This window comes from Klenkia terrae, assembly GCF_900491935.1.
Lineage (GTDB): Bacteria > Actinomycetota > Actinomycetes > Mycobacteriales > Geodermatophilaceae > Klenkia > Klenkia terrae.
In genome coordinates this window covers 2,096,009-2,110,629 of the sequence record NZ_UEXK01000004.1, presented here as the reverse complement: position 1 = coordinate 2,110,629, position 14,621 = coordinate 2,096,009, and the positions used below count along the sequence as shown (strand labels likewise).

The 14,621-nt window shown below is 74.6% G+C and carries 8 protein-coding genes; 4 read left to right on the top strand and 4 right to left on the bottom strand.

Going from position 1 to position 14,621, the window contains the following annotated elements; genetic code table 11:
* The first annotated feature begins 112 nt into the window (after positions 1 to 112).
* Complete coding sequence (locus tag LFA75_RS10780) at positions 113 to 1,690, top strand: methyl-accepting chemotaxis protein (RefSeq protein WP_225233640.1); 1,578 nt, start codon at positions 113 to 115, stop codon at positions 1,688 to 1,690.
* Positions 1,687 to 3,297: a methyl-accepting chemotaxis protein gene (locus tag LFA75_RS10775; protein ID WP_225233639.1), complete on the top strand. Its 1,611-nt coding sequence runs from the start codon at positions 1,687 to 1,689 to the stop codon at positions 3,295 to 3,297. The genes LFA75_RS10780 and LFA75_RS10775 overlap by 4 nt, the downstream gene beginning before the upstream one ends.
* 12 nt (positions 3,298 to 3,309) lie before the next feature.
* Here LFA75_RS10775 and LFA75_RS10770 read toward each other — a convergent pair whose 3' ends face one another.
* Complete coding sequence (locus LFA75_RS10770) at positions 3,310 to 4,188, bottom strand: dioxygenase family protein (RefSeq protein ID WP_225233638.1); 879 nt, start codon at positions 4,186 to 4,188, stop codon at positions 3,310 to 3,312.
* A 152-nt stretch (positions 4,189 to 4,340) separates the two neighbouring features.
* Between LFA75_RS10770 and LFA75_RS10765 the strand changes: the two genes are divergently transcribed.
* Positions 4,341 to 9,206: a fibronectin type III domain-containing protein gene (locus tag LFA75_RS10765; protein ID WP_225233637.1), complete on the top strand. Its 4,866-nt coding sequence runs from the start codon at positions 4,341 to 4,343 to the stop codon at positions 9,204 to 9,206.
* Positions 9,207 to 9,212: 6 nt separating this feature from the next.
* On the opposite strand, the gene LFA75_RS10760 is transcribed toward LFA75_RS10765, so the two are convergent.
* Positions 9,213 to 11,072 carry an alpha-amylase family protein gene (locus LFA75_RS10760; protein ID WP_225233636.1) on the bottom strand — a complete coding sequence of 620 codons (1,860 nt, stop codon included), beginning with the start codon at positions 11,070 to 11,072 and terminating at the stop codon, positions 9,213 to 9,215.
* 23 nt (positions 11,073 to 11,095) lie between these two features.
* Positions 11,096 to 11,539 carry a MarR family winged helix-turn-helix transcriptional regulator gene (locus LFA75_RS10755; protein ID WP_225233635.1) on the bottom strand — a complete coding sequence of 148 codons (444 nt, stop codon included), beginning with the start codon at positions 11,537 to 11,539 and terminating at the stop codon, positions 11,096 to 11,098.
* A gap of 114 nt (positions 11,540 to 11,653) precedes the next feature.
* Here LFA75_RS10755 and LFA75_RS10750 point away from each other — a divergent pair, with 114 nt between their 5' ends.
* Positions 11,654 to 13,864, top strand: a complete 2,211-nt coding sequence (locus LFA75_RS10750) for an MMPL family transporter (RefSeq protein ID WP_225233634.1) — start codon at positions 11,654 to 11,656, stop codon at positions 13,862 to 13,864.
* Here LFA75_RS10750 and LFA75_RS10745 read toward each other — a convergent pair whose 3' ends face one another.
* Positions 13,865 to 14,536, bottom strand: coding sequence for a GTP pyrophosphokinase (locus LFA75_RS10745; RefSeq protein WP_225233633.1), 672 nt, complete (start codon positions 14,534 to 14,536; stop codon positions 13,865 to 13,867).
* Positions 14,537 to 14,621: the final 85 nt, after the last annotated feature.

The window sequence follows — 14,621 nt, the reverse complement described above, 5'->3', positions numbered from 1 at the left end:
TCAGGGTGCGGTTCGGTGACGATGGACCAGGGCGGCTCAACCCTGGGGCGGGTGGGACCGTAGGGACGGGTGTGACCGGCAGCTCAGCCGGCTCGTCGCCTGGGAGTACACCGTGCGTTGGTTCACCGACAGATCTGTCTCGATCAAGATCGGCGCCGTGGTCGCGGTCGTCTGCCTGCTCGCCGCAGCCCTCACCGGGCTGGCGCTGTCCCGCCTGTCCTTCCTGCGCGCGGAGGCCAACGACCTCTACGACGGCCACATCGTCCAGCTGGTCGCGCTCGGCGAGCTGCAGCGCGCCTACCAGGGCGACCGGGCCCGGTACGCCGGCTACGCCCTGCTGGACGACGACGGCCGCGAGGAGATGGCCGCCGAGCTGGCCGAGCGCCGCACGGAGTTCGACCAGAAGGTCGAGGACTACGCCGACCACGCCATCGACGCCGCGGCCTGGGCCCAGTTCCGGTCGGACCTGAACACCTACTACACGATCGCCGACCAGCAGCTGGTCCCGGCGGCCGACGCGGGCAACCAGGCCGGCGTCGCGACGGTGCTGACCGGCTCGCTGCAGTCGGCGGTGGACTCGGTGATGGACGACTTCTCCGCGGAGTCCGACCGGTCCAGCGAGGAGGCCGCCACGCAGATCGTCTCGACCGACGCCAAGGCCGCCCAGGCGATCTGGACCATGGTCGGCGGGCTGGTCGCCATGGTGCTGCTCGGCTCGCTGGTCGCCTGGTACGTCATCCGCGGCATCAAGCGCTCGGTGTCCTCGGTGCAGGTGTCCCTGGAGGCGCTGGAGCACGGCGACCTCACGGTCACCCCGACCGTGCACTCCCGGGACGAGCTCGGCCGGATGGCCGAGGCGCTGGGCACCGCGCAGGGCCAGCTCCGCTCGCTGATGGCCTCGGTGGTCGGGTCGGCGGACGCGGTGGCGGCCTCCAGCGAGGAGCTGTCGGCCTCGGCGGCGCAGATCGCGGCGTCGGCGGAGCAGACCAGCGTGCAGTCGGGGTCGGTGTCGTCGGCGGCCGACGAGGTGTCGCGCAGCGTGGCGACGGTCGCCGCCGGTGCCGAGGAGATGTCGGCGTCGATCCGGGAGATCGCGCAGAACGCCAACGAGGCGGCCCGGGTGGCCGCGGACGCGGTCTCCGAGGCCGAGCGGACCAACGCCACGATCACCAAGCTGGGTGTGTCGTCGAAGGAGATCGGTGACGTGATCAAGGTGATCACGAGCATCGCGGAGCAGACGAACCTGCTGGCGCTGAACGCGACCATCGAGGCCGCGCGGGCCGGCGAGGCGGGCAAGGGCTTCGCGGTGGTGGCGAACGAGGTGAAGGAGCTGGCGCAGGAGACCGCTCGGGCGACCGAGGACATCGCCCGGCGGGTGGAGGCGATCCAGGCCGACACCGGTGGTGCGGTGGCGGCGATCGGCCGGATCGGCACGGTCATCGGGCAGATCAACGACTACCAGCTCACGATCGCCAGTGCGGTCGAGGAGCAGACGGCGACGACCAACGAGATGTCGCGCAGCGTGGCCGAGGCCGCGGGCGGGACGACGGAGATCGCGTCGACGATCACCGGGGTGTCGGGCGCGGCGGGGGCGACCACGCAGGCGCTGGGGCAGACCCGGGTCGCCGTGGACGAGCTGGCCCGCATGGCCGGCGAGCTCCGCACCACGGTGGGGACGTTCACCTGGTGACCAGGGCCGCCGCGCAGGGTGGGGCGCCGGTGCGACGTCGTCGCGGGCTGGCCTACCGCTCCCTCCGCTTCAAGGGCACGGTGCTGGGGCTCGTCGTCCTGGCCGCCGTGGGCGCGCTGGTGACGGCCCTCGTCCTCGGCAACGCGACCGTCGTCGCGTCGTCGGGGCGGGTCGACGAGCTGTCGGCCGCCCGCTCGGACGTCCTGGCCCTGGGCCAGCGCACCAGCGAGCTGCAGGTCGAGGCCTACGAGGCGCTCATCCGCGCCGACCCGCAGAGCCAGCAGGGCCAGGTGGCCGGGCTCGGCGAGCGGGTGCAGGAGCTGGTGGACCAGGTCGGCGGGGCAGCGCTGGACGGGGACGCCGCGCAGGCGGTGCAGGCCCTGGGCACGTCGGCCACCGACTACGCCGGCACCGTCTCGGCCTTCGTGGCCGACGCGGTCGCCGACCAGGGTGCGGCCCGGCGGCGCTGGACCGAGGTGCAGGCGGCGGAGGACACGACCGGCGCGGCCGTGGCGGCCGCCACCGAGGCCCTGGACGCCGACCTGGCCGACGCCCGCGCCGAGCTGGCCCGCACGGTGCAGATCACCACCTGGGCCGGACCGCTGATCGCGCTGCTCGGCCTGGCCGGCGTGGCGAAGGTCGGTCGGGACACCTACCTGTCCGTCGTCCGACCCGTGGGGCGCCTCAAGCTGGGTCTCGAGGCCCTGGCCGAGGGCGACTTGACCGTGCAGTTCGGCGTCCGCGGCAACGACGAGATCGGCCAGATGGGCCGCGCGCTGCAGGCCGCGCAGGCCTCGCTGCGCGAGCTGATCGGCTCGGTGGTCCGCTCGGCCGACGCCGTGGCGGGCGCTGCGGCCGGCCTGGCCGAGTCCTCCGCGCAGATCTCGGTCTCGGCGGAGCAGACCTCCGGGCAGTCCGGTGCCGCGACCGCGGCGGCCGGCGAGGTGTCCCGGTCGGTCGCGACCGTGGCGGCCGGTGCCGAGCAGATGAGCGCCTCCATCCGGGAGATCGCCCAGAACGCCGGCGAGGCCGCCCGGGTCGCCGCCGGTGCGGTCGAGGAGGCCGCGGACACCAACGCGACGATCGGCCGGCTGGGCGAGTCGTCCCAGGAGATCGGCGACGTGGTCAAGCTGATCTCGGCCATCGCGGGCCAGACCAAGCTGCTGGCGCTCAACGCCACCATCGAGGCGGCCCGGGCCGGCGAGGCGGGCCGGGGCTTCGCGGTCGTGGCCGACGAGGGCAAGCAGCTGGCGCAGGCCACGGCCCTGGCCACCGAGGAGATCATCCGGCGGGGGACGGCGATCCAGACCGACACCGGCGGCGCGGTCGACGCGATCGGGCGGATCGGCACGGTCATCGCGCAGATCAACGACTACCAGCTCACCATCGCCTCCGCGGTCGAGGAGCAGACCGCGACCACCCAGGAGATGTCCCGGTCGGTGGCCGAGGCCGCAGCGGGCACGACCGAGATCGAGCAGAACATCACCGGCGTCTCGGGGGCCGCGCGGGCGACCACCGAGGCCCTGGGCCAGAGCCGGTCCGCGGTGGACGAGCTCGCCCGGATGGCAGGTGATCTGCGGGCCACGGTGAGCACCTTCCGCACCTAGCCCGGGAGGGGCTCAGAGCTGGAAGGACCTCCGGGACAGCCCCATCATGTAGCCGTCGATCGTGGTGGTGACCGGACGCTCCGGCTCGTCGGCGGCACCGAGCGTGACGAACAGCGGGCTCAGGTGCTCCACCGTGGGGTGGGCATAGGGCAGGCCGGGGGCGTCGGCGGCGTAGCGGGCCAGGCCCTCGACGTCGCCGGCGGCCAGCAGCTCGGCGGCCCAGTCGTCGAAGTCCCGGGACCAGGAGGGCACCTGGCCCGAGGCGATCGACTCACGGGTGAGGAAGGGCAGCCCGTGGGTCATGAACCCCGAGCCGATCACCAGGGTGCCCTCCTCGCGCAGCTCCCGGATCCGCCGGCCGAGGTCGAGCAGCCGGTGCGGGTCGTGCGTCGGGAGCGACAGCTGCAGCACCGGGACGTCGCCGAGGGGGTACATCACCTTCAGCGGCACCCAGGCGCCGTGGTCCAGGCCGCGGTCGCGGTGCTCGTGCAGCGGCTCGGAGTCCGGCATCGCGCCGGCCACCCGGCGGGCCAGCGCCGACGCGTCCGGCGTCGCGTAGGTCATCTCGTAGTAGCGGCGGGCGAAGCCGCCGAAGTCGTAGACCAGCGGGGTCTGCGCAGCCGACGACGAGATCGAGAGGGGGGCGGACTCCCAGTGGGCGCTGACGATCAGCACGTCCTTGGGCTTGGGCATGGACAACGCCCAGGTGTGCAGGTCGCGCATCCACGGGCCGTCGTCGAACAGCGGCGGTGCGCCGTGGCTGAGGTACAGGCTCGGCAGCGCGCCGTCGGCCTCGGTCCAGCTCCGCTGCTCACGGGCGGCGGGGAGGGCGTCGACGAGGAACTCGTCGAAGGCGGCGGCCGGGACGCGCGGGTCGAAGATCGAGGTCATGGCCCGACCGTAGGCCCAAGTACTTGAGAAATCAAGTATCTGCCCCCGACCCCCGATGGGGTGATCCGGAACGGCATCGGCTGCTGTCGCGGGGCGGACCTGCCGACACGAGGAGGAGCGCTCGTGCGGGCGGCGGACAGGGGATGTTCCACGTGGATCAGCGACCGGGCGGTCGACGCCTGAGGTGGGCCCTCGTCCGGGCCGCGCTCGGCGCCGCCCTGCTGGGCGGGGTGCTGCTCGCCGTCGCGACGCCACCGGTCGACACCCCTGCGCTGGTCGAGGCGAGCGACAGCAACCCGCTGCCCCCGACCAACGTGGTCATCACCCCAGGCAACGGCCAGTTCACGACGGTGACCTGGACGGCCTCGACGGAGCCCAACCGCAGCGGGTACGTGGTCAAGGTGGGCTCCTACCAGACCACCGTCACCGGCACGACGACGACGACGCCCATCACCGGGCTGACCAACGGCACCGACTACACGGTCCAGGTCTTCACCAGGACCAGCTACAACCTGCTGGGCCTGCAGACGGCCACCGGCACGGTCCCGGCGACGGCGTCGAGCTACCCGCGGGACGGCGTCGCCCCGGCTGCGCCGACCGGGGTCGCCGCGGTCCGCGGGGACGGCCAGGTCACCGTGACCTGGGCGGCGAACACCGAGCCCGACCTGGCCGGGTACCAGGTGCTGCGCGACGGCACCCCGGTCAGCGGGACGCTCACCGGGCGCACGTTCACCGACACCGGCCTGGTCAACGACACCACCTACCGCTACCGCGTCCAGGCGATCGACGTCTCCCGGCAGTGGTCCAACTCGTCGGCACCGCCGGTGGCGGCGACGCCCACCGACCTGACCCCGCCCGGCACCCCGACGATGCTGCTCACCGAGCGCGGCGACGGCCAGGTGACGGTGTCGTGGGCGGCCAACCCCGAGACCGACGTGACCTCCTACCGGCTGCTGCGCGACGGGGTCGAGGTGGCCACCATCCCGGCCGGCACCCGCGGCTACACCGACACCGGCCTGGTCAACGACCGCACCTACCGCTACTCGCTCGTCGCGGTCGACGGGCACGACAACCGGTCGGTCCCGACCGCCCAGATCAACGCCACCCCCACCGACCTGACCCCGCCGGCGGTGCCGACCGGGTTGACCGCGGTCCGCGGCGAGCAGAGCGTCGCGCTGTCGTGGACGGCGAACACCGAGCCGGATCTGGCCTCCTACCGCGTGCTGCGGGACGGCGTGGAGATCGCCACGGTCACCGGGACGTCGTACACCGACACCGGGCTGACCAACGACCGCACCTACGGCTACCGGCTGGTGGCCGTGGACACCCACACCAACCGGTCGGCCCCCTCCGCGTCGGTGAACGCCACGCCCACCGACCTGACCCCGCCCGCCGTCCCGACCGGGCTGGCCGCGGTGCGCGGCGACGGCCGGGTGGACCTGACCTGGACGGCGAACGCCGAGGCCGACCTGGCCACCTACCGGGTGCTGCGCGACGGCGTTGAGATCGCCACGGTCACCGGCACCTCCTACGCCGACACCGGGCTGGCCAACGACACCGCGTACGCCTACCGGCTGGTCGCCGTGGACACCCACGGCAACCGGTCGGCGGCCTCGGCGGCCGTGTCGGCCACCCCGACGGACCTCACGCCCCCGTCCGCGCCCACCGGGCTGACCGCCGTGCGCGGCGACGGCCGGGTCCAGCTCGGCTGGACGGCGAACCCCGAGACCGACGTGGCCACCTACCGGGTGCTGCGGGACGGCGTCGAGGTGGCCACGGTCACCGGGACGTCGTACACCGACACCGGCCTGACCAACGACCGGTCCTACGCCTACCGGCTGGTCGCGGTGGACACCCACGGCAACCGGTCCGCCGCGTCGGCCGCGGTCAGCGCCACCCCCACCGACCTGACCCCGCCGGCCGTCCCGGTCGGCCTGGCCGTGGCCCGCGGCGAGCAGCGGGTCACCCTCTCCTGGACGGCGAACACCGAGCCCGACCTGGCCACCTACCGGGTGCTGCGGGACGGCGTCGAGGTCGCCACGGTCACCGGCACCTCCTACGTCGACACCGGGCTGACCGACGACACCGCGTACGCCTACCGGCTGGTCGCGGTGGACACCCACGGCAACCGCTCCGCCGCCTCCGCCGCGGTCAGCGGCACGCCCACCGACCTGACGGCCCCGGCCACCCCGACCGGGTTCACCGCGGTCCGCGGCGACGCCCGGGTCGACCTGGCCTGGACGGCGAACGGCGAGCCCGACCTGGCCTCCTACCGGCTGTACCGCGACGGCCTGCTGCTGGCCACGGTCACCGGCACCTCCTACGCCGACACCGGCCTGACCAACGACCGCACCTACGCCTACCGGCTGGCCGCCGTGGACACCCACGGCAACGACTCGGTCGCCACCGCCGTCGTGCCGGCCACCCCCACCGACCTCACGCCGCCGGCGCCGCCGACCGGCCTGGCCGTCGCCCGCGGGGACGGCCAGGTCGTGCTGACCTGGACGGCGAACACCGAGCCCGACCTGGCCACCTACCGGGTGCTGCGGGACGGCGTCGAGGTCGCCACCGTCACCGGGACGTCGTACACCGCGACCGGGTTGACCAACGACCAGACCTCCGCGTGGTCCCTGGTGGCCGTGGACACCCACGGCAACCGGTCGGCCACCTCGACCGCGGTGCCGGCCACCCCGACCGACCTGACCGCCCCGGCCGCCCCGGCCGCGCCGACCGCCGTGCCCGGCGACGGCCAGGTCGCGCTGAGCTGGCCCGCGAACGCCGACCCCGACGTGGCCTCCTACCGCGTGCTGCGGGACGGCGTCGAGGTCGCAACGGTCACCGGCACGTCCTACACCGACCCCGGGCTGACGAACGACACCGCCTACGCCTACCGCGTGGTGGCCGTCGACGGCCACGGCAACCGGTCCCCCGCCTCCGCGGCGACCACCGCGACCCCGACCGACCTGACGGCCCCGGCCACCCCCGGTGCGGTCACCGCCACCCCGGGCGACGGCCGGGTCGACCTGACCTGGCCGGCCAACACCGAGCCCGACCTGGCCACCTACCGGGTGCTGCGGGACGGCGTCGAGATCGCCACCGTCACCGGGACCTCGTTCACCGACACCGCCCTGGTCGCCGACCGCGCCTACTCCTACGCCCTGGTCGCGGTGGACACCCACGGCAACCGGTCGGCCACCGGTCCCTCGACGTCGGCCACCCCGACCGACACGACCGCGCCGGGCGCCCCGGCGGGCCCGGCGGCGACCGCGGGCGAGCGGCAGGTCGGGCTGACCTGGACCGCGCCGGCCGACGCCGACGTGGTCGGCTACCGGGTGCTGCGCGACGGCGTCGTGGTGGCCACGACCACCGGGACCTCGGCCACGGTGACCGGCCTGGCGCCGGGTGCCGCGGCGACGTTCACCGTGGTCGCCGTGGACGGGCACGGCAACGTCTCCGCCGCGTCGGCCGCGGTCACCGCCACGCCCTACGACAGCACGGCCCCGGCCGCCCCGACCGCGGTCACCGCCCGCGCGGCCAGCGGGTCGGCCACCGTCTCCTGGACCGCGCCGGCCGACCCCGATCCGCTGGTCTACCGGGTGTACCGGGACGGCGTCCTCGTCGCCTCGCCGACCGCGTCCCCCGTCGTCCTCACCGGGCTGACCAACGGCACCTCCTACTCGATCACCGTGGTCGCGGTGGACCCCAGCGGCAACGCCTCGGTCGTGTCCGCAGCGGTCGCCGTCGTCCCGGTCGGGGCCACGGTGCCCGCGCAGGGCTCCGGCGAGACGGGCGGTCTGGCGGTCAGCTCCGACGGCCGCTTCGTGGTGGTCGGCACCCGGGCCCGGCTCGAGGCCGCCGACACCAACACCGCCTACGAGCTGTACCGGCTGGACCGGACGACGGGCACCGCGAGCCGGCTCGCGCCGATGGCCGCCGGGGCCTCGGCCGCCGACGCCACCAACCTCGCGGCGCCGGCGATCAGCGACGACGGCCGGTACGTCGCGCTGGCCACCACGGCCCGGTTGGTGGCCGCCGACACCAACACCCTGGCCGACGTCTACCGCCTGGACACCGCCACCGGCACGTGGGCCCTGGTCAGCGCGCCGACCACCGGCCGGGTCAGCGCCTCGGTGCCCGGCACCGAGCTGCAGGGCGGGTCGTCGGTCTACGCCACCAGCCCGACCGTCGTGATCAGCGGCGACGGCGACCTGGTGCTCTTCTACTCCGCCCGCGACGACCTGGGTCCGGTCGACACCAACGGGGTCGTCGACGTCTACGCCAAGCGGCTGTCCACCGGCGCGGTCACCCGGGTCTCGGCGACCGGCACCGGCGCCGACCTGCCGCGGGCGGCCACCGGGCCGGCGCTGGCCCTGACGCCGGACGGCCGGTTCGCGCTGTTCCCGGCGTCCGGCCCCAACGGCCCGGTCGTGCTCTACCGGCGGACGCTGTCCGGCGCCGGGGCCGGCGACGCCACGGTGGTGAGCACGATGGGCACGACGACGGTCGGGGTCTTCCGGGACCTCGGGGACGTCGACCTGTCCGACGACGGCCGGTACGTGGCTTTCGTGACCGCGGCCAAGCCGAGCGCACCGACGTCCAGCTGGTCGACCGGGTTGGCCTACCGCAAGGACACCGTGACCGGCGCCGTGGCGCCGCTGGGCACCGGCCAGACCTCGGCCTGGGAGCACCAGGTCGCCCTGGACCCCACCGGCCGGTACGGCTTCTTCTCCACCGTCGCCGCGGTGGTCGCCGGCGACACCAACGGGCACACCGACGTCGTCCGCCGGGACCTGGACACCGGCACGCTGACCCTGGTCACCGCCGACGGCGACGGCCGGCCGGTCACCGGCCCGACCGGGTCGGTGGCGCCGGCCGAGTACGGCCGGGTGCTGGCGGTGCGCGGCGACCTGGTGGTGCTGGCGACGTCCCAGGCACTCGTCACCGCCGACGCCAACCGCCTGCGGGACCTCTACGTCAAGGACCTCACCACCGGGGCCGTGCTGTCCCCCGTCCCCTGACCCGGGTCAGCGCAGCCAGACCGCCTGGTACGGGGCCAGCTGGACGGCGTCCTCGGCGATCCGCGGCGCCGCCCCGGTGAGGTGGTCGACCACGGCCGCCGGGTCCAGGCCCACCTCCCGCAGCACGTCCAGCGGCACGTGCCGGGGCCCGGGCGCGACGTTGTAGGCGCCCAGCACGGTGCCCAGCGGGTGCGGCCGGGCGACCAGCAGGACGGCGGGGTCGCGCGGGTCGAGCACCCGGGCGGCCACCGAGGCGTGCAGCTGCGGCAGGGTCACCCGGGCCCGGGCCAGAGCCGCGATGCCCGCCGCGATCGCCGGGGAGCCCGGCACCGGGCGGCCGTCCCGGTCCCAGGTCAGCCGGGGGCGGTGCGCCCACCGGTTGTCGCCCTCGTGGCCGGGCTCCTCGGCCCAGTGCGGGTCGTCGAGCAGCCCCAGCTCGTCGCCGGACCACAGCACCGGGATGCCGCCGAACCCGAACACCACGGCGTGCGCGAGCAGCACCCGGGCGGCGGCCTGCGGGTCCCAGGCGCCGAGGCCGGCCAGGGAGGCCGCGGTGCCCGAGATCCGCCGGTCACCGGTCGCCGCGTTCTCCCCGAACACCAGGCCGCGGGCCCACGAACCGGGGAAGGTGCCGGCGTACCAGTCGGTGAGGAACCGGCGGTGCTCGTACCCGGAGATGCCCACGGCCGCGGCGTCGCCGTCGTCGATGGCCCAGCCGATGTCGTCGTGGCAGCGCACGTAGGTGATCCAGGCCGTCGAGGCCGGCGGGACGGGCAGGGTCTGCAGCGCCCGGGAGGCGAGGACGGCGTCCCGCGCGGCCAGCATCGACCAGACCTGCACCATGAGGCCGTTGTGGTAGGCCAGGTCGCTGACCTTGCCCCAGTGCTCACCGGTGCCCAGGTACCCGACGAGGTCCCGCGGCCCGACGATCGCCTCGGCCTTGAACAGCAGCGCCGGGCAGGCGATCCGGGCCACCGTGCGCAGGGCCTGGGTGAGGGCGTGCACCTCGGGCTGGTTCTGGCAGTTCGTGCCCAGGCGCTTCCAGGTGAACGCGATGGCGTCCAGCCGCAGCACCTCGACGCCGTGGTTGGCCAGGTCCAGCACCACGTCGGCGTACTCGCAGAACACGTCGGGGTTGGCCCAGTCGACGTCCCACTGGTAGTCGTTGAACGTCGTCCAGACCCAGCCGTCGAGGTCGTCGTCCCAGGTGAAGTTGCCCGGTGCGAGGTCAGGGAAGACCTCGGGCAGGGTGGCCTCCCAGGCGTCGGGCCCCGTCCGGTCGGGGTAGACGTGGAAGTACGCGCGCTTCACCGGGTCGCCGGCGCGGGCCTCCCGGGCCCAGGTGTGCTCGCGGGCCACGTGGTTGAGGACCAGGTCCAGGCACAGGCTGATGCCGCGGCCGCGCAGCTCGCGGGTGAGGGCGGTCAGGTCGGCCATGGTGCCCAGGTCCGGGCGGATCGAGCTGTAGTCGGCGACGGCGTAGCCGCCGTCGTTGGGCGGTGGGCCGGGGGTCAGCACCGGCATCAGGTGCAGGTAGCTCACGCCCAGGTCCTGCAGGTACCCCGCACGCTGCGCCACGGCGGCCAGGTCGCCCCCGGCGAACCGCTCGGCGTAGGCGGCGTAGCCGACCACGTCGGGACGCTGGAACCAGTCCGGGGCCAGGCTCCGGCGCAGGTCCAGGGCGTGCAGCTCGTCGTCGCGGGCGGCGAAGGCGCGCGCCGCGGCGGTCAGCAGCCGGTCGGCGACGGCCTGCGGGTCGGGGTACAGCGGGGCCAGTCCGTCGAGCAGGTCGGGCAGCCAGCGCTGCACCCGGGCCCGGAACAGCTCCTGGCGGTGGGCGGGCAGGGTGCTCAGCTCGGCGTCCACCCCGGCAGCATCGCAGCCGGGGCTCAGCCGGCCGACCAGCGCCGGGCCGACAGCACGTCCACCACCCGGGCCAGCTGGGCACGCAGCGCAGGCAGGTCCTCGACCGCCCCGGCGAAGAGGCGCTCGGCGGCGTCGTCGGACCCCGCCTCGGCCACGGCCACCCGGCCGGTGTCGCTGAGGGTGACCTCGACCCGGCGCCGGTCGGTGGTCGAGCGCTCGCGGGTCACGTGCCCGTGCCGCTCCAGCCGGTCGAGCACCCGGCTCATGGTCTGGTCCTCCACCTGCATGGCCTGGGCCAGCTCGCGTTGGGACCGCGGGCCGCCCGACACCATCCGGAGGACGGCGAAGCCCGAGTGGTTGAGCCCCCACCGGTCCAGGTGGGCGTCCCACTCGTGCTCGACCAGCCGGGCCGCGGTGGACAGCAGCCGCCCGGTGGCCCAGCTCGACGGGTCCGGTGGCGACGACACGCGAAGTCCCTCCCCCGTCGAATGGTCAGCCTGCTGAGCATCGTCTAGCGTGCATCCTCAGCAGGCTGACCATCCTGCTCCCCCGCCCCGCCCGCGTCTCCCTGGAGTCCCTCCGTGGCCAGCTCGACCACCCTCACGCCGTCCCGTCGCCGGCTCCGCTGGCTGCTGCCGGCGGTGCTGCTGCTCGCCTGGCTGGCGCTGTCGTCGGTCGCCGGGCCGTACAGCGGCAAGCTGTCGGAGGTCCAGTCCAACACCCAGAGCGAGTTCCTCCCGGCGGACGCCGAGTCCCAGCGGGTGGCCGAGCTGTCGGGCGGGTTCAGCGACTCCGACGCCTTCCCGGCCTACCTGCTGCTGGAGTCCGGCACCCCGCTCACCCAGGCCCAGCTGGCCGACTTCGGCGCCTTCGCCGCGTCCGTGCCCGAGGTCGAGGTGCCGGTGACCGGGGGGACCGCCCAGCGGGTCGGGGACTTCCTGGTGCCCGGCCCGATCCCGGTCGTGCCCAGCGACGACGGTCTGGCCGCCCTGGCGCTGGTGTCCTTCGACGCCGGCCAGCTGTCGGCCTCGCTGCCCGACGGCGAGAGCCCGGTGACCGTGGCCGTGGAGCAGATCCGGGAGGCCGCGGCGGGACTGTCCGGCGACGGCGTGCAGGTCTACACGGCCGGTCCGGCCGCCACCACCGCCGACCTGGTCAGCGCCTTCGGCGGCATCGACGGCACGCTGCTGCTGGTCGCCGGCGTGGCCGTGCTGCTGATCCTGCTGGTGGTCTACCGCTCCCCCGTGCTGCCGTTCTTCGTGCTGCTGACGGCGGGCTTCGCGCTGACCACCGCCAGCCTGGTCGTGTACCTGCTGGCCGACGCCGACGTCGTCACCCTCGACGGCCAGGGCCAGGGCATCCTGTCGATCCTGGTCGTGGGCGCGGCGACGGACTACTCGCTGCTGCTGGTCGCCCGCTACCGGGAGGAGCTGCGCCGGCACGACGACCGCTACGACGCGATGCGCCGGGCCTGGCGGCAGACCCTGGAGCCGGTCGCGGCCAGCGCGGCCACCGTCGTCCTCGGCCTGCTCTGCCTGCTGCTGGCCGACATCGGCCCGACCCGCGGGCTGGGCCCGGTCACCGCCGTCGGCATCGTGTCCGCGGTGCTGGCCGCGCTGACCTTCCTGCCGGCCCTGCTGGTCCTGCCCGGCCGCACCTCGCCCGGCGAGCACGGCCGCTGGGTCTTCTGGCCGGGCATCCCGCGGGTGGGCTCGCGCGGCCCCGAGGTCACCGGCGTCTGGGCCCGGGTGGCCCGCCTGGTCGGCCGTCGTCCGGTCGCGGTCGGCGTGCTCAGCACGCTGGTCCTGGTCGTGCTGGCCGCCTTCGCACCGACCCTGGACACCGGCGGGGTCTCCCAGACCGACACGTTCCTGGACCGGGTCGAGTCCGTGGTGGGCGGCGAGGCCCTGGCCCGGCACTTCCCGGCGGGCTCGGGGTCCCCGACGCTGGTGGTCGCCCCGGAGTCCGAGCTGGCCGCCGTCACCAGCGCGGTCGAGGCCGCCGACGGCGTCTCCTCGGTCGTCCCGACGCTCGACGACGGCGGGCAGCCGCGGGTCTCCGACGGCCGGGTGCAGCTGCAGGTCACCCTGGACGACGCCGCGGACTCCCCCGCCGCCGAGGACGCCGTCGCCGCGCTGCGCACCGACCTGGACGCCGTCGACGGCGACGTGCTGGTCGGCGGGACGACGGCGCAGGCCCTCGACGTCCGGGAGTACTCGACGGCCGACCGGGACCGGATCATCCCGGTGATCCTGCTGGTGGTCTTCGTCGTCCTGGCCGTGCTGCTGCGGTCGCTGCTTGCCCCGCTGCTCCTGGTGCTGGCCAACGTGCTGAGCTTCGCGGCCACCCTGGGCGCCGCCGCGCTGGTCTTCGACCACGTGCTGGACCTGCCCGGCGGGGACCCGACGGTGCCGCTCTACGCGTTCGTCTTCCTGGTCGCGCTGGGGATCGACTACTCGATCTTCCTGATGACCCGGGTGCGCGAGGAGTCGCTGCTGCAGGGCACCCGGCCCGGCGTGCTGCACGGCCTGGCCGTGACCGGCGGGGTGATCACCAGCGCCGGCATCGTGCTGGCCGCGACCTTCGCCGCGCTGGGCGTGCTGCCGATCCTCTTCCTGCTGCAGATCGCGTTCCTGGTGGCCTTCGGCGTGCTGCTGGACACCTTCGTCGTCCGGTCGCTGCTGGTGCCCGCCCTGGTCTACCTGACCGGCAAGAAGGTCTGGTGGCCGCACCGGATGTCCCGGGACGAGGAGCCGGCCCCGGCCGAGGGCGACGTGCTGCTCCCCCGCTGATCAGGGGGCGGTGGCCCGGACCTCGCGGTGCAGGCGCTGCATCGTGGCGTCCAGGCGGTCGGCGATGTGCGCGGCCTCCAGCAGCTCCGCGCGGAGCTCGGCCGGCACGTCGCGATCCCACTTGTAGAACACCTTGTGCTCCAGGCTGGCCCAGGAGTCCATCGCCACGGTGCGCAGCTGCAGCTCGACCGGCACCCACACCGGGCCGGTCGACAGGTGCACCGGCGTCCGCACGATCAGGTGCAGGCTCTTGTAGCCGTTGGCCTTGGGGACGGCGATGTAGTCCTTGGTCTCCAGCACCTCCACGTCGGGCTGCCGGGTGAGCATGTCGGCGACGAGGTAGACGTCGGAGACGAAGCTGCAGACCACCCGGATGCCGGCGACGTCGAGCACGGACTCCCGGACGGCGTCCAGCTCCAGCGGCAGGCCCTTGCGGGCGACCTTGGCGGTCAGGCTCTCGAAGGACTTCAGCCGGGACCCGACGTGCTCGATGGGGCAGTCGTCGTCCTCCAGCCGCAGCTCCTCGCGGAGGATCTCGACCTTGGTCAGCATCTCCTGCAGGCCGAAGTAGTAGACCGAGAGGAACCGGCGCAGCTCGCTGCCGGGGCCGCGGATCAGCCGGGCGGCCTCGGCCAGGGTGGTCGGTCGGTCCTCGGACAGCAGCTCGCTCACCCCTCCACCTCACCGCACGGGGGTACCCGGGCGCATCACCCCCCGGGTGCAGCCCCCGCCGGCGACGTACGCCCGGCGGCGTACG

Bases quoted from the DNA above. Each gene is read 5' to 3' on its own strand.
- LFA75_RS10770 (WP_225233638.1), bottom strand. From the start codon at position 4,188: ATGACCTCGATCTTCGACCCGCGCGTCCCGGCCGCCGCCTTCGACGAG.